Source organism: Escherichia sp. MOD1-EC5990 (assembly GCF_002965285.1).
In the GTDB taxonomy this organism is placed as follows: domain Bacteria; phylum Pseudomonadota; class Gammaproteobacteria; order Enterobacterales; family Enterobacteriaceae; genus Escherichia; species Escherichia coli_F.
In genome coordinates, this window is the sequence record NZ_PTRV01000007.1 from 47,041 (window position 1) to 65,994 (window position 18,954).

The 18,954-nt window shown below is 52.5% G+C and carries 19 protein-coding genes; 10 read left to right on the top strand and 9 right to left on the bottom strand.

The window, feature by feature from the left end; translation table 11 throughout:
• Positions 1-63: 63 nt before the first annotated feature.
• From BEB42_RS10315 to BEB42_RS10335, 5 genes are read left to right on the top strand one after another with little or no spacing between them, the layout of a single operon-like run.
• Positions 64-1,047 carry a substrate-binding domain-containing protein gene (locus BEB42_RS10315; RefSeq protein WP_001124913.1) on the top strand — a complete coding sequence of 328 codons (984 nt, stop codon included), beginning with the start codon at positions 64-66 and terminating at the stop codon, positions 1,045-1,047.
• Positions 1,048-1,069: 22 nt separating this feature from the next.
• A complete protein-coding gene (locus tag BEB42_RS10320) occupies positions 1,070-2,581 on the top strand; it encodes a sugar ABC transporter ATP-binding protein (RefSeq protein WP_000493492.1) in 1,512 nt (503 codons plus the stop codon).
• 24 nt (positions 2,582-2,605) lie between these two features.
• Positions 2,606-3,604 (top strand): ABC transporter permease, encoded by a 999-nt coding sequence (locus BEB42_RS10325; protein ID WP_001276688.1) that lies wholly within the window; start codon positions 2,606-2,608, stop codon positions 3,602-3,604.
• Positions 3,605-3,636: 32 nt separating this feature from the next.
• Positions 3,637-4,731: a zinc-dependent alcohol dehydrogenase family protein gene (locus tag BEB42_RS10330; RefSeq protein WP_172954546.1), complete on the top strand. Its 1,095-nt coding sequence runs from the start codon at positions 3,637-3,639 to the stop codon at positions 4,729-4,731.
• 11 nt (positions 4,732-4,742) lie between these two features.
• The gene (locus BEB42_RS10335; RefSeq protein WP_000158533.1) at positions 4,743-5,615 is read left to right on the top strand and encodes an aldose 1-epimerase; all 873 of its coding nucleotides are present in this window, start codon (positions 4,743-4,745) and stop codon (positions 5,613-5,615) included.
• Between the two features lie 46 nt (positions 5,616-5,661).
• On the opposite strand, the gene BEB42_RS10340 is transcribed toward BEB42_RS10335, so the two are convergent.
• The 6 genes from BEB42_RS10340 to hcaE form a co-directional block, all read right to left on the bottom strand.
• A complete protein-coding gene (locus tag BEB42_RS10340) occupies positions 5,662-6,084 on the bottom strand; it encodes a DoxX family protein (protein ID WP_001094726.1) in 423 nt (140 codons plus the stop codon).
• A gap of 96 nt (positions 6,085-6,180) precedes the next feature.
• Entirely contained in the window at positions 6,181-7,383 is a 1,203-nt protein-coding gene (hcaD, locus tag BEB42_RS10345; protein ID WP_105267357.1) for a phenylpropionate dioxygenase ferredoxin reductase subunit, read from the bottom strand.
• 9 nt (positions 7,384-7,392) lie between these two features.
• The gene (gene hcaB, locus BEB42_RS10350) at positions 7,393-8,205 is read right to left on the bottom strand and encodes a 3-phenylpropionate-dihydrodiol/cinnamic acid-dihydrodiol dehydrogenase (protein ID WP_001281377.1); all 813 of its coding nucleotides are present in this window, start codon (positions 8,203-8,205) and stop codon (positions 7,393-7,395) included.
• Positions 8,202-8,522, bottom strand: coding sequence for a bifunctional 3-phenylpropionate/cinnamic acid dioxygenase ferredoxin subunit (locus BEB42_RS10355; protein ID WP_001080102.1), 321 nt, complete (start codon positions 8,520-8,522; stop codon positions 8,202-8,204). The genes hcaB and BEB42_RS10355 overlap by 4 nt, the downstream gene beginning before the upstream one ends.
• Positions 8,522-9,040 (bottom strand): 3-phenylpropionate/cinnamic acid dioxygenase subunit beta, encoded by a 519-nt coding sequence (gene hcaF, locus BEB42_RS10360; RefSeq protein ID WP_001276084.1) that lies wholly within the window; start codon positions 9,038-9,040, stop codon positions 8,522-8,524. Before hcaF ends, BEB42_RS10355 begins: the two co-directional genes overlap by 1 nt.
• Positions 9,037-10,398 (bottom strand): 3-phenylpropionate/cinnamic acid dioxygenase subunit alpha, encoded by a 1,362-nt coding sequence (gene hcaE, locus BEB42_RS10365; protein WP_000211172.1) that lies wholly within the window; start codon positions 10,396-10,398, stop codon positions 9,037-9,039. Before hcaE ends, hcaF begins: the two co-directional genes overlap by 4 nt.
• A gap of 135 nt (positions 10,399-10,533) precedes the next feature.
• On the opposite strand from hcaE, the gene hcaR reads away from it, so the two are divergent.
• Both hcaR and BEB42_RS10380 read left to right on the top strand, forming a co-directional pair.
• Positions 10,534-11,424, top strand: a complete 891-nt coding sequence (gene hcaR / locus BEB42_RS10370; protein ID WP_000423267.1) for a DNA-binding transcriptional regulator HcaR — start codon at positions 10,534-10,536, stop codon at positions 11,422-11,424.
• A gap of 160 nt (positions 11,425-11,584) precedes the next feature.
• Positions 11,585-12,724, top strand: a complete 1,140-nt coding sequence (locus BEB42_RS10380) for a 3-phenylpropionate MFS transporter (protein ID WP_000244171.1) — start codon at positions 11,585-11,587, stop codon at positions 12,722-12,724.
• On the opposite strand, the gene csiE is transcribed toward BEB42_RS10380, so the two are convergent.
• The 3 genes from csiE to suhB form a co-directional block, all read right to left on the bottom strand.
• On the bottom strand, positions 12,716-13,996 hold the full coding sequence (gene csiE / locus BEB42_RS10385) for a stationary phase inducible protein CsiE (protein WP_000983034.1): 1,281 nt from the start codon (positions 13,994-13,996) through the stop codon (positions 12,716-12,718). The genes BEB42_RS10380 and csiE overlap by 9 nt on opposite strands.
• Before the next feature lie 190 nt (positions 13,997-14,186).
• Complete coding sequence (locus tag BEB42_RS10390) at positions 14,187-15,041, bottom strand: alpha/beta hydrolase (RefSeq protein ID WP_001353033.1); 855 nt, start codon at positions 15,039-15,041, stop codon at positions 14,187-14,189.
• Positions 15,042-15,185: 144 nt separating this feature from the next.
• The gene (gene suhB, locus BEB42_RS10395; RefSeq protein WP_000553451.1) at positions 15,186-15,989 is read right to left on the bottom strand and encodes an inositol-1-monophosphatase; all 804 of its coding nucleotides are present in this window, start codon (positions 15,987-15,989) and stop codon (positions 15,186-15,188) included.
• A gap of 118 nt (positions 15,990-16,107) precedes the next feature.
• Between suhB and trmJ the strand changes: the two genes are divergently transcribed.
• From trmJ to iscS, 3 genes are all read left to right on the top strand, one after another.
• On the top strand, positions 16,108-16,848 hold the full coding sequence (trmJ, locus tag BEB42_RS10400; protein WP_000940023.1) for a tRNA (cytosine(32)/uridine(32)-2'-O)-methyltransferase TrmJ: 741 nt from the start codon (positions 16,108-16,110) through the stop codon (positions 16,846-16,848).
• 269 nt (positions 16,849-17,117) lie between these two features.
• Positions 17,118-17,606: a Fe-S cluster assembly transcriptional regulator IscR gene (gene iscR / locus BEB42_RS10405; RefSeq protein WP_001241357.1), complete on the top strand. Its 489-nt coding sequence runs from the start codon at positions 17,118-17,120 to the stop codon at positions 17,604-17,606.
• A 115-nt stretch (positions 17,607-17,721) separates the two neighbouring features.
• The gene (gene iscS / locus BEB42_RS10410; RefSeq protein ID WP_001295373.1) at positions 17,722-18,936 is read left to right on the top strand and encodes a cysteine desulfurase; all 1,215 of its coding nucleotides are present in this window, start codon (positions 17,722-17,724) and stop codon (positions 18,934-18,936) included.
• Positions 18,937-18,954: the final 18 nt, after the last annotated feature.

Below are 18,954 nucleotides of genomic sequence, written 5' to 3' on the forward strand. Positions count from 1 at the left end.
CTGCCGCTCACGCTCAAATAATTAAAATAAGCCGTTGTAAATAAAAACCCTACAGGAGGCACTATGCCTAAAAAAATGAGAACAACCCGTAATCTATTATTAATGGCTACGCTATTAGGTAGCACACTATTTGCCAACGCTGCGGATAAAGAAATGACCATTGGCGCAATATACCTTGATACCCAGGGATATTACGCTGGAGTGCGCCAGGGCGTTCAGGATGCGGCAAAAGATTCTTCAGTACACGTACAGTTAATTGAAACTAACGCCCAGGGCGATATTTCGAAAGAAAGTACCTTTGTTGATACCCTCGTGGCGCGTAATGTCGATGCCATTATTTTGTCGGCAGTGTCTGAAAATGGCAGTAGCCGCACCGTTCGCCGCGCCAGTGAGGCGGGTATTCCGGTGATTTGCTACAACACCTGTATTAATCAAAAGGGTGTCGATAAATATGTCTCGGCATATCTGGTTGGCGATCCGCTGGAATTTGGTAAAAAACTGGGTAACGCTGCCGCCGATTATTTTATTGCTAACAAAATTGACCAGCCGAAAATTGCTGTCATCAATTGCGAAGCCTTTGAAGTTTGTGTGCAACGACGTAAAGGGTTTGAAGAAGTATTAAAAGCCCGCGTTCCCGGCGCGAAAATTGTCGCTAATCAGGAAGGGACTGTTTTAGATAAAGCGATTTCTGTTGGTGAAAAACTGATTATCTCCACGCCAGATCTCAACGCCATTATGGGGGAATCGGGTGGAGCGACACTCGGCGCGGTAAAAGCGGTACGTAATCAAAATCAGGCTGGAAAAATTGCCGTTTTCGGTTCGGATATGACCACTGAAATTGCACAGGAACTGGAAAATAACCAGGTGCTGAAAGCGGTAGTGGATATTTCCGGTAAGAAAATGGGCAATGCTGTTTTCGCGCAAACATTGAAGGTTATCAATAAACAAGCCGACGGTGAAAAAGTGATTCAGGTGCCAATCGATCTCTATACCAAAACGGAAGACGGTAAACAGTGGCTGGCAACGCACGTTGATGGTCTGCCCTAATAGCTGATTCGCAGAGGTCCCTATGTTCACGGCAACAGAGGCAGTTCCGGTAGCAAAAGTGGTGGCAGGAAATAAGCGTTACCCCGGTGTCGTTGCGCTGGATAACGTTAACTTTACGCTCAATAAAGGCGAAGTTCGCGCGCTGTTAGGCAAAAACGGTGCGGGAAAATCGACCCTCATTCGAATGCTTACCGGTAGCGAACGTCCGGATAGCGGTGATATCTGGATTGGCGAGACGCGACTGGAAGGTGACGAAGCTACGCTGACTCGCCGTGCCGCTGAACTGGGGGTACGCGCGGTTTATCAGGAATTAAGTCTGGTGGAAGGGCTGACAGTGGCGGAAAACCTCTGCCTCGGTCAGTGGCCCCGCCGCAACGGCATGATTGATTACCTGCAAATGGCGCAGGACGCCCAACGTTGCTTGCAGGCGCTGGGCGTCGATGTTAGCCCTGAACAACTTGTTTCGACACTAAGCCCGGCGCAAAAGCAACTGGTGGAAATTGCGCGGGTGATGAAAGGCGAGCCGCGCGTGGTCATTCTTGATGAACCCACCAGCTCGCTTGCCAGTACGGAAGTTGAACTGGTAATCAGCGCCGTGAAAAAAATGTCAGCACTGGGCGTGGCGGTGATTTATGTCAGCCACCGGATGGAAGAAATTCGCCGCATTGCCTCCTGTGCCACCGTTATGCGCGATGGTCAGGTGGCGGGCGATGTGATGCTCGAAAACACCTCAACCCGTCATATTGTGTCGCTGATGCTCGGGCGCGATCACGTTGATCTTGCACCGGTTGTAGCTCAGGAGATTGCGGACCAGACCGTACTGGAAGTTCGCGCGTTACGCCACAGACCAAAACTTACGGAGATCAGTTTTTCCCTGCGTCGTGGCGAAGTGCTCGGCATTGCTGGCCTGCTGGGGGCAGGGCGCAGTGAATTGCTGAAGGCGATTGTTGGGCTGGAGACGTATGAACAGGGCGAAATTGTTATCAACGGCGAGAAAATCACGCGCCCCGATTACGGCGAGATGCTGAAACGCGGTATTGGCTATACGCCAGAAAACCGCAAAGAAGCGGGGATCATTCCCTGGCTGGGCGTTGACGAAAATACGGTACTGACCAATCGGCAAAAAATCAGCGCCAACGGTGTGCTGCAATGGTCCACCATCCGCCGCCTGACCGAAGAGGTGATGCAGCGGATGACGGTCAAGGCAGCCAGTAGCGAAACGCCTATTGGCACGCTTTCTGGCGGCAATCAGCAAAAAGTGGTGATCGGTCGTTGGGTCTATGCCGCCAGCCAGATTTTATTGCTCGACGAGCCAACGCGCGGCGTCGATATCGAAGCCAAACAGCAGATTTACCGTATTGTCCGCGAGCTGGCTGCCGAAGGGAAAAGCGTGGTGTTTATCTCCAGTGAAGTGGAGGAGTTGCCGCTGGTGTGCGACCGCATCCTGTTGTTACAGCACGGCACGTTCTCGCAGGAGTTTCACTCGCCGGTCAATGTGGATGAGCTGATGTCCGCCATTCTGTCTGTGCACTGATGAATTTTACCGAGGAACCTGAAGATGTCTGCTTCGTCATTATCATTGCCGCAGGGCAAGAGCGTCTCGCTCAAACAATTTGTCAGTCGCCATATTAATGAGATCGGTTTGCTGGTGGTGATTGCCATTCTTTATCTGGTCTTCTCTCTGAACGCGCCGGGTTTTATCTCATTGAATAACCAGATGAACGTGCTGCGCGATGCCGCCACCATTGGGATTGCCGCCTGGGCGATGACGCTGATTATTATCTCCGGTGAAATTGATGTCAGCGTTGGACCGATGGTGGCTTTTGTCTCGGTGTGCCTGGCATTTTTGCTGCAATTTGAGGTTCCGCTGGCGATTGCTTGTCTGCTGGTGTTGCTGTTAGGGGCGCTGATGGGAACGCTCGCCGGGGTACTGCGCGGCGTGTTTAACGTGCCAAGTTTCGTTGCCACGCTGGGGCTGTGGAGCGCCCTGCGCGGAATGGGGCTGTTTATGACTAACGCCCTGCCAGTGCCGATTGACGAAAACGAGGTACTGGACTGGCTGGGGGGACAATTTCTCGGTGTGCCAGTATCCGCGCTGATCATGATGGTGTTGTTTGCGCTGTTTGTGTTCATTAGCCGCAAAACCGCCTTCGGGCGCTCGGTTTTTGCTGTTGGCGGTAATGCCACGGCGGCGCAGTTGTGCGGTATTAACGTTCGTCGGGTACGCATTCTTATTTTTACCCTTTCGGGATTATTAGCGGCGGTGACCGGCATTTTGTTGGCGGCGCGCCTCGGTTCTGGTAACGCAGGTGCCGCAAACGGTCTGGAGTTTGACGTCATCGCTGCGGTCGTGGTCGGCGGTACGGCACTTTCCGGCGGTCGCGGTTCCTTGTTCGGTACGTTGCTTGGTGTGCTGGTGATTACGCTAATCGGTAACGGTCTGGTGTTGCTCGGGATTAACTCTTTTTTCCAGCAGGTGGTGCGCGGCGTCATCATCGTGGTGGCGGTTCTGGCGAATATCTTGCTGACCCAGCGAAGCAGTAAAGCGAAACGCTAAACCTTAACGCCCCTGGCGCGGGTGCGGCAGGGATGAAAATTAATCGTATTGTTAATGAGGGAATTATGAAAACGATGCTGGCAGCTTATTTACCAGGAAATTCGACCGTCGATCTGCGGGAAGTTGCGGTGCCGACACCGGGGATTAACCAGGTACTGATTAAAATGAAATCCTCCGGGATTTGCGGAAGCGATGTCCACTATATCTATCATCAACACCGCGCCACAGCGGCGGCTCCCGATAAACCGTTATACCAGGGATTTATCAACGGTCATGAACCGTGCGGGCAAATTGTGGCGATGGGGCAAGGTTGTCGCCATTTTAAAGAGGGCGACCGCGTGCTGGTGTATCACATTTCTGGCTGTGGTTTTTGCCCGAACTGCCGTCACGGTTTTCCTATCTCTTGTACTGGCGAAGGAAAAGCTGCTTACGGCTGGCAGCGTGACGGCGGTCATGCTGAATATCTGCTGGCGGAAGAAAAAGATCTGATCCTCCTGCCGGATGCGTTGAGCTACGAAGATGGTGCGTTTATCAGTTGTGGCGTTGGCACAGCGTATGAAGGGATTTTGCGTGGCGAAGTTTCCGGCAGTGATAACGTGCTGGTGGTCGGTCTGGGGCCGGTCGGCATGATGGCGATGATGCTGGCGAAAGGTCGCGGTGCAAAAAGGATCATCGGCGTTGATATGCTGCCGGAACGTCTGGCGATGGCGAAACAGTTAGGGGTGATGGATCATGGTTATTTAGCAACCACTGAAGGTCTGCCGCAGATTATCGCCGAACTTACCCACGGCGGCGCGGATGTTGCGCTCGATTGTTCCGGTAATGCCGCAGGTCGCTTACTGGCTTTGCAATCCACCGCTGACTGGGGACGCGTGGTTTACATCGGAGAAACCGGAAAAGTCGAGTTCGAGGTTAGCGCCGACCTGATGCACCATCAACGGCGGATTATTGGCTCCTGGGTGACCAGTTTGTTCCATATGGAAAAATGTGCCCATGATTTGACTGACTGGAAACTGTGGCCGCGTAACGCCATTACCCACCGCTTCACGCTGGAACAGGCAGCTGATGCCTATGCGCTGATGGCGAGCGGCAAATGCGGGAAAGTTGTGATTAACTTCCCGGATTAAGGAGTCAGCGGATGACCATCTATACCTTATCTCACGGGCCGCTAAAGCTGGACGTTTCTGACCGGGGCGGCGTCATCGAAGGCTTCTGGCGTGACGTGACGCCGCTCTTACGTCCCGGTAAAAAAAGCGGTGTGGCAACCGATGCCTCTTGTTTTCCGCTGGTGCCGTTTGCAAACCGGGTGAGCGGCAACCATTTTGTCTGGCAGGGGCGTGAGTATCAACTGCAACCGAATATTGAATGGGATGCGCACTATCTGCACGGCGACGGCTGGCTGGGCGAGTGGCAATGTGTCTCGCGCAGCGATGAAAGCTTGTGTCTGGTATATGAACATCGCACAGGTATTTATCAGTATCGGGTAAGTCAGGCGTTTCATTTAACGGCAGATACGCTGACGGTGACGCTCTCTGTCACCAACCAAGGGACAGAGACGCTGCCATTTGGTACCGGCTGGCATCCTTATTTTCCGTTGTCACCACAAACGCGGATTCAGGCGCAGGCGAGCGGTTACTGGCTGGAGCGGGAGCAGTGGCTGGCGGGTGAGTTTTGCGAGCAGCTACCGCAGGAGCTGGATTTCAACCAGCTCGCGCCGTTGCCGCACCAGTGGGTGAACAATGGCTTTGCCGGATGGAATGGTCAGGCCCGCATTGAGCAGCCGCAGGAGGGTTATGCCATCATCATGGAAACGACGCCGCCTGCACCATGTTATTTCATCTTTGTTTCCGATCCGGCGTTTGATAAAGGATATGCGTTTGATTTCTTCTGTCTGGAACCGATGAGCCATGCGCCGGATGACCATCATCGTCCGGAAGGAGGTGACCTCATTGCGCTTGCTCCGGGGGAATCAATAACGTCAGAGATGTCGTTGCGGATTGCGTTACTGTAATTTATAAAATGCCGGATAAGGCGTTCACGCCGCATCCGGCATGTTTTTAACGCCGATCGAGAGAAATTGCCCCCGGCCCGGTAATTGCCAACAGCAGGAATGCGCCAGCGATACTGACATTCTTCCAGAAATTAATCATATTTGGCCCAACCGCATCGCCGGTCATATCCCAGTAATGGTGACCAATCACCGCCGTACCCAGCGTGTAGAAAATAAACAGCACCGCCAGCGGACGGGTGAAAAAGCCAAGTACGATTAAAATCGCGGCGGGCACTTCCATAACTACCGCAATAATCGCTGCCAGCATCGGCATTGGCGCGCCCAGCGAGGCCATATATTGGACCGTACCGTCAAAGCCCATCATTTTGGGAAAACCAAAAATAATGAAAATTAAGACCACGGCGATACGGGCAATTAATAACAAAACGGGGCGGGCAGCACCAAAATCAAAATAACGTAGTGTGTTCATAACCAATCCCTTTGCAAGATAATGTGATTTAAACGTAATACACACTCTGGTACCTCGCCACGCCCCAGGCGTTGAGATATTCGCTAATTATCCTGGTTACAGTGATTTAAGCGCGATGTCCTCATCTATCAGCAGTTTCGCATCAAACGTTTTGCCGCTCTGGATCCATTTGCGGATTGGGCGAATCTCACGGCCCTGATTCAGTGTTACCGCACCGATAAGCACGCCGTTTTGCAGATTAAACCAAATCGCCTTCTGAGTTTCCGGGTTGCCACGACAAATCCAGTCATCGCCACGCATATCGCCAATAAACTGTAAGTTATCACTGTACTGATCGCTCCAGAACCACGGCGGCGGCAGTCGCGGAAGCGGTAGCCCCAACATTGCGGCAGCGGCAATTTGCGCCTGGTTATTGGCGTTTTCCCAGCTTTCGCAGCGGTGTAGTGCACCATTATCAAGACGGGTGATTGCCACATCGCCACCGGCAAAGATCGCGGGATCGCAGGTGCGGCAAGCTTCATCAATGACAATACCATTGGCAGTATCAAGGTTGGCCTCGCGAGCCAGTTGGTCGTTGGCGCTGATACCAATACCGTAAATCACCACATCGGCCTGAAGCGTTTCGCCACTTTGCAGCGTCAGTTCTACTTTTTCACCATCGACCACATGTTCAATGGCATTATTGAGCAGAATGCGCACACCAGCCTGCTGATGGCGCTGTAAAAGATAGTGTTGCACGGGTGGTGGTGCATTACGGCCCATGACGGTTACCGCCAGTTCAATCACTGTCACCTTACATCCACGCTGCGTGGCGCTGGCAGCCAGTTCCAGACCAATAGTTCCGGCACCGACAATCACGACTGACCGTTCGGGCTGCAGAACTTCTCGCAGTCTGGCGGCATCGCCGGCATGGCGCAGGGTAAAGCAGCGTTCTCCCAGTGCATCAAGCAATGGCAGCGGTCGGGCTGCCGCGCCGGTTGCCATAAACAGCTGATCCCAGTGCCAACTTTCGCCGTTGGTTAACACTAACTCTCTTGTGTCGCGGCCCAGCGATTTGATGGTTACACCGGAATGCAGATGAACATTGTTTTCCTGCCACCAGTGAGCGGGTAACACCTGCTGTAACTGCGGGGAATCTTCCAGCAACATGGATTTCGAGAGCGGGGGGCGTTCATAAGGAAGATGTTGCTCATCGGAAAACAGATGCAGCTCACCGGTGAACCCTTGCTGGCGTAGCGAGGCCGCAGCCATTGCCGCCGCTTGCCCGCCACCGACAATAATGATCGTTTTTTCTTTCATCGTACTTCCTTAAAGATCCAGCCCAGCCGCTACGTGGCGAATGCCGCGAATCGCTAAACCTGCATCAGCGTTGATCATCACACCGCTTAATGCGCGATTATTGCGCCGCGATGCCAACATCACATACGGACCCGTAAAATCCGCCGGTTGCGGGAAAAATTGCAGCGGTAATATGGCGGCAATTTTCTCCGGCGTCAGAGACTGCATTATCGAGGTTTCACTTTGCCCGAGCGCCTGTGGGCCGCGCAGGTCGCTGGCCATACCACACGGGCCGACGCCATTCACCCGCACTTTCGGTGCCAGTTCATAAGCCAGTTGGCGAATAAGTCCGGTTGCGGCATGTTTACTGGCGGTGTACAGCGGGCCACCGCCGCCGGGATACCAGGCGGCATTTGACAGTGTGAAAATCATGCTGCCTTCACTGGCGATTAACGCCGGAGCGCAGGCTTTTGCGCCCAGCAGGTAACCGAGTACGTTGACGTTAAACAGCTCGTGGAAGCCGGTTTCGAGCGTCTCTGCGGGAGTATTAACCAGTGAGGCATTGTGATCCCAGATGCCCGCATTGCCGATAAAACAATCCAGCTTGCCAGAACGAGTCAGGATCTGATCGACCGCGCGTTGATAATCGGCATAGCAGGTCACGTTACCTTCCACCGCCAGAATATGTTCGCCAAATCGCTGACGCAGACTGGCGACTTTTGCCGCCGACAGTTCCAGCGTGGCAACCTGCGCACCTTCTTCGATAAATCGCTCGACCAGTGCCAGTCCTAATCCCGATCCGCCACCAGTAATAAAGATGGACTCGTTATGCAGATCGCTCATGGCTGCGCCTCCGGTAAGTCGATGAAGATATCACCACCTTCAACGTGTACTGGATAAGTGGTTAGCGGATCGGTGGCGGGCAGGCATAACGCTTTCCCCGTTTTCAGGCAAAAACTGGCGGCGTGCAGTGGGCACTCTACCGTAGCATCATCTTCCAGATACCCTTCTGACATCGACGCATTACCATGGCTGCAACGATCGTTAATGGCATAAAACTCGCCGCCAACGTTGAACAGGGCGATGACGGGCGAGGTATCGATCCGGAGAGCCTCACCCTCCGGCACATCCGCAACGGGACACGCATAAATTCGATTCATCAGAACAGTACACTCAGGTTATGGGACGTGATCACCGCTTGATCCAGGACGATATCCCGTTCCAGCAAGCGCCAGTTGCCATCTTCCAGACGACGAACTTTGTCAAAACGAGTCCCGACATAGAACGTTTCATCGCGCTCTTTTTGTGCCCGATAAAGCAGATAATTTACCCGAACAGCAAACACGTCTGGGGTGTCGGTTTCGCTTACCTGGCAGTTGCTGATTAAGTGACGGGTGCGCGACGGCGGCTCTTCCGCCCAGGCCATGCCCGTTTCCAGACGCGCGATTCGCCGCTCCAGCTGGTCTTTGGTGTCATTAAAAATCCAGGTTGTCGGTGGCTGAACGCCTTTGCGGCGGTCACGCGTTTGCGCGTTAACCGTGGTGCGCATGGTGTAACGAATCTCTTTGTCGAGCTGCGCCAGCCAGTCACGAAATTTCCAGTCATCCAGCAGACTGGCTTCGTGATAGAGAAACTGGCTAATGCGGTGATGTAACTCCAGTGAAACCTGCGCACTCATTTCATCACCTCCTGCTGGTATGCGGCGGTTTTATCGAGCACTTCCTGCCAGCTTTCGCTGCTCAGGAGATCGGCCCAGCGTTGATACATTCCTCGGGCGGCCGTTTCTGAGAAGATATAGTTTGTAATGCCTGGAATGCCGTCGTCGCGACGTTTTTCCTGACCAAGCCCCATTTCCAGACAAAGTTTACTGTTGCGGGCGCGGTGGCCTTTCAGCAATTTCTGAATTTCACACCAGTTCTCCGAGTCATCCTGCTCAAGAAAACCAGCAGGACCAAAAGCGCGGGTGGCGCTGTTTTCAAAAGCGGCTTTAACTTCATCAGAGGCGGCTTTGTCAGTAATACAGAACGCCCACACTTCAACTTGATCAGGGCCGCGCGGATGCCAGACGCGGAGTGTGGCAGTGCCGTTGAGCCAGGAAAGTGTGGGGAATATGTTGTTATGACCTGCCAGGCGTAGGGCGCGAACTTCGCCTAAACGCTGTTCTGCTTCGGCGTAGGTTTCGCGGTAATAGCTGGAAACTGCACCATCGACCCAGACATTGGCGTCTGGCTTTTCGGTAAAGAAGAAACCGCTACCGTGTCCGTCCTGACCGAATTGTAGGGCATCTTTAGCGGTTTCCCATACCGGGCGGGCGGTTTGTCCATCGCCGAGACGCTTATCGCTGCCATCATCTTTCGCCCCTAATACCTGTACGGCAGAAGCATGGCTGAACAGGGCGTGATACTGGTCACTGGCGAACTGCTCTGCCGGGAATTTCCAGTTGCAGTTGATCACCCACTTCTGTACGCCGCCGACAATTTCGGTACCGCCTTCGCGACGATCCAGCATGCCATCTAGATACCAGGCAATGTCACCCAGGTAATCACGCAGGCCCGGCGCGGAGGTATCCCAGTTGCCAAAAATCAGCCCCTTATAACTCTCCACACAGGGAACTTCGTTTAACCCCCAGTGGGATTTACACAGCCCTTGTGGGTAGGCGCGAGGTTCCAGCGGTACATCAATCAACTCGCCGTTAATACCATAAGACCAGCCATGATACGGGCAGGTAAAGGCGCGAGTGTTGCCGCAATCGGCATAACTCACACGCATGGCCCGGTGGCGGCATTGGTTGAGAAACGCCTTGATGCTGCCGTCTTTCTGGCGCACCACGACAACCGCATCTTCTCCCATGTAGGTGTTAAAAAAATCACCGGGTTTAGGGATCTGGCTTTCATGAGCGAGAAACAGCCAGCAACGACCGAAAATGCGCTCAAGCTCCAGTTGGTAAATATCCGGGTCGGTATAAATACGCGGAGTAACCCGACCGTTTTGGGTGTCAATCAGTTGGTAAATGTTCAAATCTGAGGGTGTGGTCATATTTTTTAATCCTGAAAGATAAGATGTATTGACCTTCTATTTTTGTGCCATAAGGATGTTGCTGGTTGGTTGCTGATATGTGAAATAGTTAATTTCTACCAACTGAGACGTTTTTTCGATAACAAGGGGAAGGTGATGGAACTACGGCATTTACGCTATTTCGTCGCAGTGGCGCAGGCACTGAACTTTACCCGTGCGGCGGAAAAACTGCATACCTCACAGCCTTCGTTAAGCAGCCAGATCCGCGATCTCGAAAACTGTGTTGGTGTTCCGCTACTGGTACGTGATAAACGTAAAGTCGCGTTGACGGCGGCGGGAGAATGTTTTCTCCAGGACGCGCAGGCAATCCTGGAACAAGCGGAAAAGGCCAAACAACGGGCGCGGAAAATTGTTCAGGAAGATAAGCATTTAATCATCGGTTTTGTGCCATCGGCGGAAGTGAATTTACTGCCAAAAGTATTGCCCATGTTCCGACTGAAACAGCCAGAAACTTTGATCGAATTGGTGAGTTTAATTACCACGGAACAGGAAGAAAAAATTCGCCGTGGTGAACTGGATGTCGGCTTAATGCGCCATCCTGTTTATAGCCCGGAGATTGATTATCTGGAACTTTTTGACGAACCATTAGTGGTGGTGTTGCCGGTTGATCATCCTTTAGCACAAGAAAAAGAGATCACCGCCGCGCAGCTGGATGGCGTGAATTTCGTTAGTACCGATCCGGCGTATTCCGGTTCGCTTGCGCCGATCGTTAAGGAGTGGTTTGCGCAAGAAAACAGCCAGCCGAATATCGTCCAGGTGGCAACCAATATTCTGGTAACGATGAATTTGGTGGGGATGGGGCTTGGCGTAACTTTGATACCCGGTTATATGAATAATTTTAATACCGGGCAGGTGGTATTTCGGCCAATTGCCGGAAATGTGCCTTCCATTGCCCTACTAATGGCGTGGAAGAAAGGCGAAATGAAACCGGCATTACGCGATTTCATCGCCATTGTGCAGGAACGTTTGGCAAGCGTAACGGCATAAATACGCAATAATTTTGCAAGGTGCGTTGTGGGGCGCAGCTTTTTTAGTGCTTGCGAACAGGCGTTACAGACATCGGGAAGCAGGCTCGAATATTCTTATTTTTCAACTTGCACCAACATTCGATTAACCCCAGACTAACGCCTCCTGACGGGAGGGACTCATGGTTTTGCAATCCACGCGCTGGTTGGCGCTCGGTTATTTCACATACTTTTTTAGTTACGGCATTTTTCTACCTTTCTGGAGCGTCTGGCTTAAGGGGATTGGCTTAACGCCAGAAACTATCGGCCTGTTATTGGGGGCTGGTCTGGTTGCCCGTTTTCTCGGGAGTTTGATCATCGCGCCCCGCGTTAGCGATCCTTCCCGCCTGATTTCCGCCTTGCGCGTACTGGCACTGCTGACACTTCTCTTTGCTGTCGCCTTCTGGGCGGGGGCGCATGTAGCGTGGTTGATGGTGGTGATGATTGGCTTTAACCTCTTTTTCTCACCGCTGGTACCGTTGACCGATGCACTGGCGAATACATGGCAAAAACAGTTCCCGCTTGATTACGGCAAAGTGCGACTGTGGGGCTCGGTGGCGTTTGTCATTGGCTCGGCGCTGACAGGTAAACTGGTCAGTATGTTGGATTATCGGGTGATCCTCGCGCTGTTGACGTTGGGCGTGGCGTCCATGCTGCTCGGATTTCTCATTCGTCCAACGATTCAGCCACAAGGGGCTAGCCGTCAGCAGGAGAGCACGGGAGGGCCAGCCTGGCTGACACTGGTCCGCCAGAACTGGCGCTTTCTGGCCTGCGTTTGTTTATTACAGGGAGCGCATGCAGCTTATTACGGTTTTAGCGCTATTTACTGGCAGGCAGCTGGGTATTCTGCTTCAGCGGTGGGCTATTTGTGGTCGCTGGGCGTGGTGGCGGAAGTCATTATTTTTGCGCTGAGTAATAAACTTTTCCGCCGTTGTAGTGCACGCGATATGCTGCTGATCTCGGCGATTAGCGGCGTAATGCGCTGGGGAATTATGGGAGCAACGACGGCGTTGCCGTGGTTGATAGTAGTGCAAATTCTGCATTGCGGCACCTTCACGGTCTGCCACCTGGCGGCCATGCGTTATATTGCCGCCCGCCAGGGTAGCGAAGTCATTCGTTTGCAGGCGGTTTACTCTGCCGTTGCAATGGGCGGTAGTATCGCCATCATGACCGTCTTCGCCGGTTTCCTGTATCAATATCTGGGCCACGGCGTGTTCTGGGTGATGGCGCTGGTGGCGCTTCCGGCAATGTTCTTGCGCCCGAAAGTTGTTCCCTCATGCTGATTCGAGCATTTTGCGGATCTGATCCTGTTGGTGTGTTGTCAGCGTCAGATCTGTGTAGATCAGCGGTGGTGAAAAGAGCGGTAACGGCGTGGTGTAAGGCGCAATAATCAGTGCCGCGCCGCGTGGAGCACCTCTCTGCAAAAATGCTTTTACCGACATATGCTTAATGTTGAGCGGCAGTAACGTTAGTTCACGTAACTGCTGCTCAATCTGCGCTTCACGCTCGCTATCATTCCCGGTCAGTAGAATAATCTGTTTTTCATGCAGGTCGTTTTCCTGCATTAGCCAGGCACCGAAAATCACCGCGACCAGACCGCTTTCCTCATCAGAAAGATGGACGCTGTATTCACTTTCAAATCCGGTCAGCGCCGCGCGGGTGGTGCGCACCAGGCGTGGGTACAGTCTGGAGAACTCTTCTGGCAGGGTGTTATCAATACCGATGGCAAACAAACTGCGATTTAACGCCTGGGCGAGGTGAGTATAAAGCTGATCGCATAACCCCTGTTCATCATAAAAACGAACATTTCCCAGCTCACGAAAATGGTTTACCAGACGTTTGATAGACTGACGCAATTGTCTGTCCCGCTGATGCGCATCCCGAATTGGATCGGGAACTCGCAACATGGAAAAAAGTAATGCCATAAATAGTGGCTCATCAGGCGGTACAGGCTGAAGCGCCCGACGCTGCCAGTGGCGTCCAATTTCCTGCGCTACCTGAAATTCCAGGCAGGATTCTGCCCAGCGACGTTGGAGCGGATTAAACTGAGGCGTAATGCCAGCGTGGTGTTGCAGCAAGCAATATTGCAGATACAGACACAGGAAATGAATATCGCGCGTTTCAAAGCGTTTTTGCAGCCGTCGGGAGCAGAGATTCACTAACGCTTGTAGATTGGTATCGTCGTAAAAGTTACGCGCAATTCCGCGCCGCTTCAGTTCACTCTTCAGGGCGGGGGTGAAATGGCTGGTAATAAATGACGGACACAGACGGAAACCACGTCGTAGCCAGTGAAATAAACACAAACGTTGGTTAAGCACTGTGCCTTCAACCCGGTAGCTACCGTCATAACCAGTAGTCAGTGTGAGTTGATGATAGCGCAGGATCTCCCGTCCTGTTTCGCTGATATCAAGACTGGCAATATCATCATCCACACCATTAAGCTCGCTGAAAGTTGCCGTGGTGGCGGTCAACCCCGGCTGAAAGAGTGTCAGCAAGATCTGGCAGCGGCGCTGGGGAGCCGAAAGGACAGATGGTGAAGCAAGCGTAGGCATCATCTGTAGATCTCCCATAAGCATAATTGATAAGAATAGCTAAAGTTTGCCCAGGGAAATGGCGAAGGGAATGCTAATCATCAGAAATGTTGGCAAGCGTCACAGAATTTTTCTCATCTTAAACCGTTCTTACCAGTGTATTAGCTCGTCTAAAGGTGGATTTGTGAATGATTATCGTGCTAGCGATCATGGGTTAGTTGTGCGGATTCAACGTGCTAAGGATAAAATCCACTATTTGTTCGCGATAAACATCACCGTGACGATCGGAAAAAGCATCAATGTGTTCGCCGTCAGGGATTAAGATTAAACGTTTTGGCTCTTTTGCCAGATCATACAACTTTTGGCTGTGCTGCCATGGGATAACGTGATCGGCCTTACCGTGAATGAGTAAAACTGGGATCGGGCTGACGCTGGCGATGTAATTTTCGCCGCTGTAACTCTCATCAAGTAAGTAGCCACTGCCGGGGATCATCTGGTTGGCAATGGTTGCATAAGAGGCAAATGTGGAGTCGAGGATCACTGCACGTATGCCCTCACGATCACCCTGACCAACAACATCAAGAATATTCGCCCCGCCAATACTCTGCCCGAACAGTACCAGTCGTTGTGGGTTTACATCACTGCGATGGCGCACCACATTGATGGCACTTAGCGTATCGTCCAGCAATCCGGCCTGAGACGGCGTGCCTTTTGATTTACCAAACCCGCGATAATCAAACATAAAAACGTTGAAATTACGCTCAGGTAACCAACTGACCAGCGGCCAGTGGGCGGACATATTTCCGGCATTGCCGTGAGCATGAATGATGGTTGCGATGGCGTTGTCAGCGGGGCCTGTCGAAGAAGGGATAAACCAGCCTTGCAGACGAGTACCGTCCTTAGCTGTAAATTCGACGGATTCCGCCGACCAGGGGTCGGGACCGTAAATTTTGTCGTCGGGATAATAGAAGAAGTTGATGGCAACGCGCGGCACTAAATAAACGCAGAAGGCAACAACAAAGAGAATAAGCAGAATTTTGAGAACGCGTGTGTTCACTGGCAGTGCCATAACCTTTCCTTGCGACTTCTTTATCATCCATTAATCGGGGAAAGATGGTGGGAGAGTGACGAAAGAAAGTAAAGCAGTGAGGAAGCATTTCGGAATAGCGCCTGAAAGGCGAGGGCGGGTGAGAGAAATCACCCGCCAGAGAAATTAACGCTTCAGGGCGTCGCTTAACTCGTCACGCATGTTCGCCAGCATGGCTTTAACAACGCGCGGGTTACCGGCAACGATGTTACCGGTCAGCATGTAGTTATGACCACCGGTGAAGTCGCTGACGATGCCGCCCGCTTCACGAACCAGTAGCTCACCTGCGGCGAAATCCCACGGACGCAGACCGATTTCAAAGAAACCGTCAACACGACCTGCGGCAACGTAAGCCAGATCCAGCGCCGCAGAACCAGTACGACGGAAGTCTGCACATTCGTTGAACAGTTTGCCGACGATGTTGATGTAAGTGGTAGCGTACTGTTTTGCTTTGAACGGGAAGCCGGTCGCCAGAATAGTACCGTCGAGATCGCGAGCGGTGCTGCCGCGCAGACGGTAGCCGTTCAGCTGTGCGCCCTGACCGCGAGTCGCGGTGAACAGTTCGTTACGCATAGGATCATAAACCACAGCAACTTCAGTGCGGCCTTTGATACGAACGGCAATAGATACCGCGAAGTGCGGCAGGCGTTTGATAAAGTTGGTAGTGCCATCCAGTGGATCGATAACCCATTGAACATCCTGATCGGTACCTTCAAGTTCACCGCTTTCTTCGGTGATGATGGTGTGCTGTGGGTAAGATTTACGAATCGTGTCGATAATCACCGCTTCGGCAGCTTTATCTACGTTGGTCACGAAATCGTTACTGCCTTTCTGGCTCGCTTCTACAGCGTCCGGGGTTTCATAGTTTTTGGCAATTAAATTACCCGCCTTGCGCGCTGCGCGCACGGCGATGTTCAGCATCGGATGCATCGGTCTCTCTCACTGGATGTTAAAGAACGGGAAAACGGCGCAGAGTATAGCAGCGAGATCGGCATCTGTCTTCGTTTTATGATAAGATGCGTGAATAATCTTTAGATGAAGAAAGACAATGCTGCAAAATATTCGAATTGTGCTGGTGGAGACGTCACACACCGGCAATATGGGTTCTGTTGCCCGTGCCATGAAAACAATGGGATTAACCAATCTGTGGCTGGTTAATCCACTAGTGAAACCTGACTCCCAGGCGATTGCTCTGGCAGCAGGGGCCAGCGACGTGATTGGTAATGCTCACATTGTCGATACGCTCGACGAAGCGTTAGCCGGTTGTAGCCTGGTGGTTGGCACCAGCGCACGTTCCCGCACGCTGCCATGGCCGATGCTCGACCCGCGCGAATGCGGTTTGAAAAGCGTCGCTGAAGCGGCAAATACGCCGGTGGCACTGGTTTTTGGTCGTGAGCGCGTTGGCTTGACCAATGAAGAGTTGCAAAAGTGCCATTATCATGTCGCCATTGCCGCTAACCCGGAATACAGTTCGCTGAACCTGGCGATGGCTGTTCAGGTTATTGCCTATGAAGTGCGCATGGCCTGGCTGGCGACTCAGGAGAACAGCGAGCAGGTTGAACATGACGAGACGCCGTATCCGCTGGTCGATGATCTGGAACGTTTTTACGGTCATCTTGAACAAACGCTGCTGGCAACCGGCTTTATCCGTGAAAACCATCCGGGGCAGGTGATGAATAAGCTGCGTCGTCTGTTTACCCGTGCGCGCCCGGAAAGCCAGGAGTTGAATATCCTGCGCGGGATTCTGGCTTCTATTGAGCAGCAGAATAAAGGTAACAAGGCCGAATAACCGAGGTTGCCTGATGCGGCGCTTAACGCGTCTTGTCAGGCCTACATTGTACTGAACCCCTGGTCGGATAAAGTGTTTACGCCGCACCCGACAACAGGTACAAACGCCACGATAAAAAAATGGCACTGAAGGTTAAATACCCGACTAAATCAGTCAAGTAAATAGTTGACCAATTTACTCGGGAATGTCAGACTTGACCCTGCTATGCAATACCCCCACTTTTACAATAAAAAACCCCGGGCAGGGGCGAGTTTGAGGTGAAGTAAGACATGAGACTGACATCTAAAGGGCGCTATGCCGTGACCGCAATGCTTGACGTTGCGCTCAACTCTGAAGCGGGCCCGGTACCGTTGGCTGATATTTCCGAACGTCAGGGAATTTCCCTTTCTTATCTGGAACAACTGTTTTCCCGTCTGCGTAAAAATGGTCTGGTTTCCAGCGTACGCGGACCAGGCGGTGGTTATCTGTTAGGCAAAGATGCCAGCAGCATCGCCGTTGGCGAAGTGATTAGCGCCGTTGACGAATCTGTAGATGCCACCCGTTGTCAGGGTAAAGGCGGCTGCCAGGGGGGCGATAAATGCCTGACCCACGCGCTGTGGCGTGATTTGAGCGACCGCCTTACCGGTTTTCTCAACAACATTACTTTAGGCGAACTGGTTAATAACCAGGAAGTGCTGGATGTATCTGGTCGTCAGCATACTCACGACGCGCCACGCACCCGCACACAAGACGCGATCGACGTTAAGTTACGCGCATAAAAGATAAAAAGTATTCAGAATCAGGCCGGGGCGTCTCGCGCTCCGTAAACACGGTCGTACATCCAGCCGGTAGCCTGGTTCCTTGCATTGAGTGATGTACGGAGTTTATAGAGCAATGAAATTACCGATTTATCTCGACTACTCCGCAACCACGCCGGTGGACCCGCGTGTTGCCGAGAAAATGATGCAGTTTATGACGATGGACGGAACCTTTGGTAACCCGGCCTCCCGTTCTCACCGTTTCGGCTGGCAGGCTGAAGAAGCGGTAGATATCGCTCGTAATCAGATTGCCGATCTGGTTGGCGCTGATCCGCGTGAAATTGTCTTTACCTCTGGTGCTACCGAATCTGACAACCTGGCGATCAAAGGTGCTGCTAACTTTTATCAGAAAAAAGGCAAGCACATCATCACCAGCAAAACCGAACACAAAGCGGTACTGGATACCTGCCGTCAGCTGGAGCGCGAAGGTTTTGAAGTCACTTACCTGGCACCGCAGCGTAACGGTATTATCGACCTGAAAGAACTCGAAGCAGCGATGCGTGATGACACCATCCTTGTTTCCATCATGCACGTAAATAACGAAATCGGCGTGGTGCAGGATATCGCGGCTATCGGCGAAATGTGCCGTGCTCGTGGCATTATCTATCACGTTGATGCAACCCAGAGCGTGGGCAAACTGCCTATCGACCTGAGCCAGTTGAAAGTTGACCTGATGTCTTTCTCCGGTCACAAAATCTACGGCCCGAAAGGTATCGGTGCGCTGTATGTGCGTCGTAAACCGCGTGTACGTATCGAAGCACAAATGCACGGCGGCGGTCACGAGCGCGGTATGCGTTCCGGTACTCTGCCTGTTCACCAGATCGTCGGGATGGGCGAAGCCTATCGCATCGCAAAAGAAGAGATGGCGACCGAGATGGAACGTTTGCGCGGCCTGCGTAACCGTCTGTGGAACGGCATCAAAGATATCGAAGAAGTTTACCTGAACGGTGACCTGGAACACGGTGCGCCGAACATTCTCAACGTCAGCTTCAATTACGTTGAAGGTGAGTCGCTGATTATGGCACTGAAAGACCTCGCGGTTTCTTCCGGTTCCGCCTGTACGTCAGCAAGCCTCGAACCGTCCTACGTGCTGCGCGCGCTGGGGCTGAACGACGAGCTGGCACATAGCTCTATCCGTTTCTCTTTAGGTCGTTTTACTACTGAAGAAGAGATCGACTACACCATCGAGTTAGTTCGTAAATCCATCGGTCGTCTGCGTGACCTTTCTCCGCTGTGGGAAATGTACAAGCAGGGCGTGGATCTGAACAGCATCGAATGGGCTCATCATTAATCGGTATCGGAATCAGGA

Coding starts and splice junctions, on each gene's coding strand:
- BEB42_RS10315 (WP_001124913.1), top strand. CDS start 64: ATGCCTAAAAAAATGAGAACAACCCGTAATCTATTATTAATGGCTACG.
- BEB42_RS10320 (WP_000493492.1), top strand. CDS start 1,070: ATGTTCACGGCAACAGAGGCAGTTCCGGTAGCAAAAGTGGTGGCAGGA.
- BEB42_RS10325 (WP_001276688.1), top strand. CDS start 2,606: ATGTCTGCTTCGTCATTATCATTGCCGCAGGGCAAGAGCGTCTCGCTC.
- BEB42_RS10330 (WP_172954546.1), top strand. CDS start 3,637: ATGAAAATTAATCGTATTGTTAATGAGGGAATTATGAAAACGATGCTG.
- BEB42_RS10335 (WP_000158533.1), top strand. CDS start 4,743: ATGACCATCTATACCTTATCTCACGGGCCGCTAAAGCTGGACGTTTCT.
- BEB42_RS10340 (WP_001094726.1), bottom strand. CDS start 6,084: ATGAACACACTACGTTATTTTGATTTTGGTGCTGCCCGCCCCGTTTTG.
- hcaD (WP_105267357.1), bottom strand. CDS start 7,383: ATGAAAGAAAAAACGATCATTATTGTCGGTGGCGGGCAAGCGGCGGCA.
- hcaB (WP_001281377.1), bottom strand. CDS start 8,205: ATGAGCGATCTGCATAACGAGTCCATCTTTATTACTGGTGGCGGATCG.
- BEB42_RS10355 (WP_001080102.1), bottom strand. CDS start 8,522: ATGAATCGAATTTATGCGTGTCCCGTTGCGGATGTGCCGGAGGGTGAG.
- hcaF (WP_001276084.1), bottom strand. CDS start 9,040: ATGAGTGCGCAGGTTTCACTGGAGTTACATCACCGCATTAGCCAGTTT.
- hcaE (WP_000211172.1), bottom strand. CDS start 10,398: ATGACCACACCCTCAGATTTGAACATTTACCAACTGATTGACACCCAA.
- hcaR (WP_000423267.1), top strand. CDS start 10,534: ATGGAACTACGGCATTTACGCTATTTCGTCGCAGTGGCGCAGGCACTG.
- BEB42_RS10380 (WP_000244171.1), top strand. CDS start 11,585: ATGGTTTTGCAATCCACGCGCTGGTTGGCGCTCGGTTATTTCACATAC.
- csiE (WP_000983034.1), bottom strand. CDS start 13,996: ATGATGCCTACGCTTGCTTCACCATCTGTCCTTTCGGCTCCCCAGCGC.
- BEB42_RS10390 (WP_001353033.1), bottom strand. CDS start 15,041: ATGGCACTGCCAGTGAACACACGCGTTCTCAAAATTCTGCTTATTCTC.
- suhB (WP_000553451.1), bottom strand. CDS start 15,989: ATGCATCCGATGCTGAACATCGCCGTGCGCGCAGCGCGCAAGGCGGGT.
- trmJ (WP_000940023.1), top strand. CDS start 16,108: ATGCTGCAAAATATTCGAATTGTGCTGGTGGAGACGTCACACACCGGC.
- iscR (WP_001241357.1), top strand. CDS start 17,118: ATGAGACTGACATCTAAAGGGCGCTATGCCGTGACCGCAATGCTTGAC.
- iscS (WP_001295373.1), top strand. CDS start 17,722: ATGAAATTACCGATTTATCTCGACTACTCCGCAACCACGCCGGTGGAC.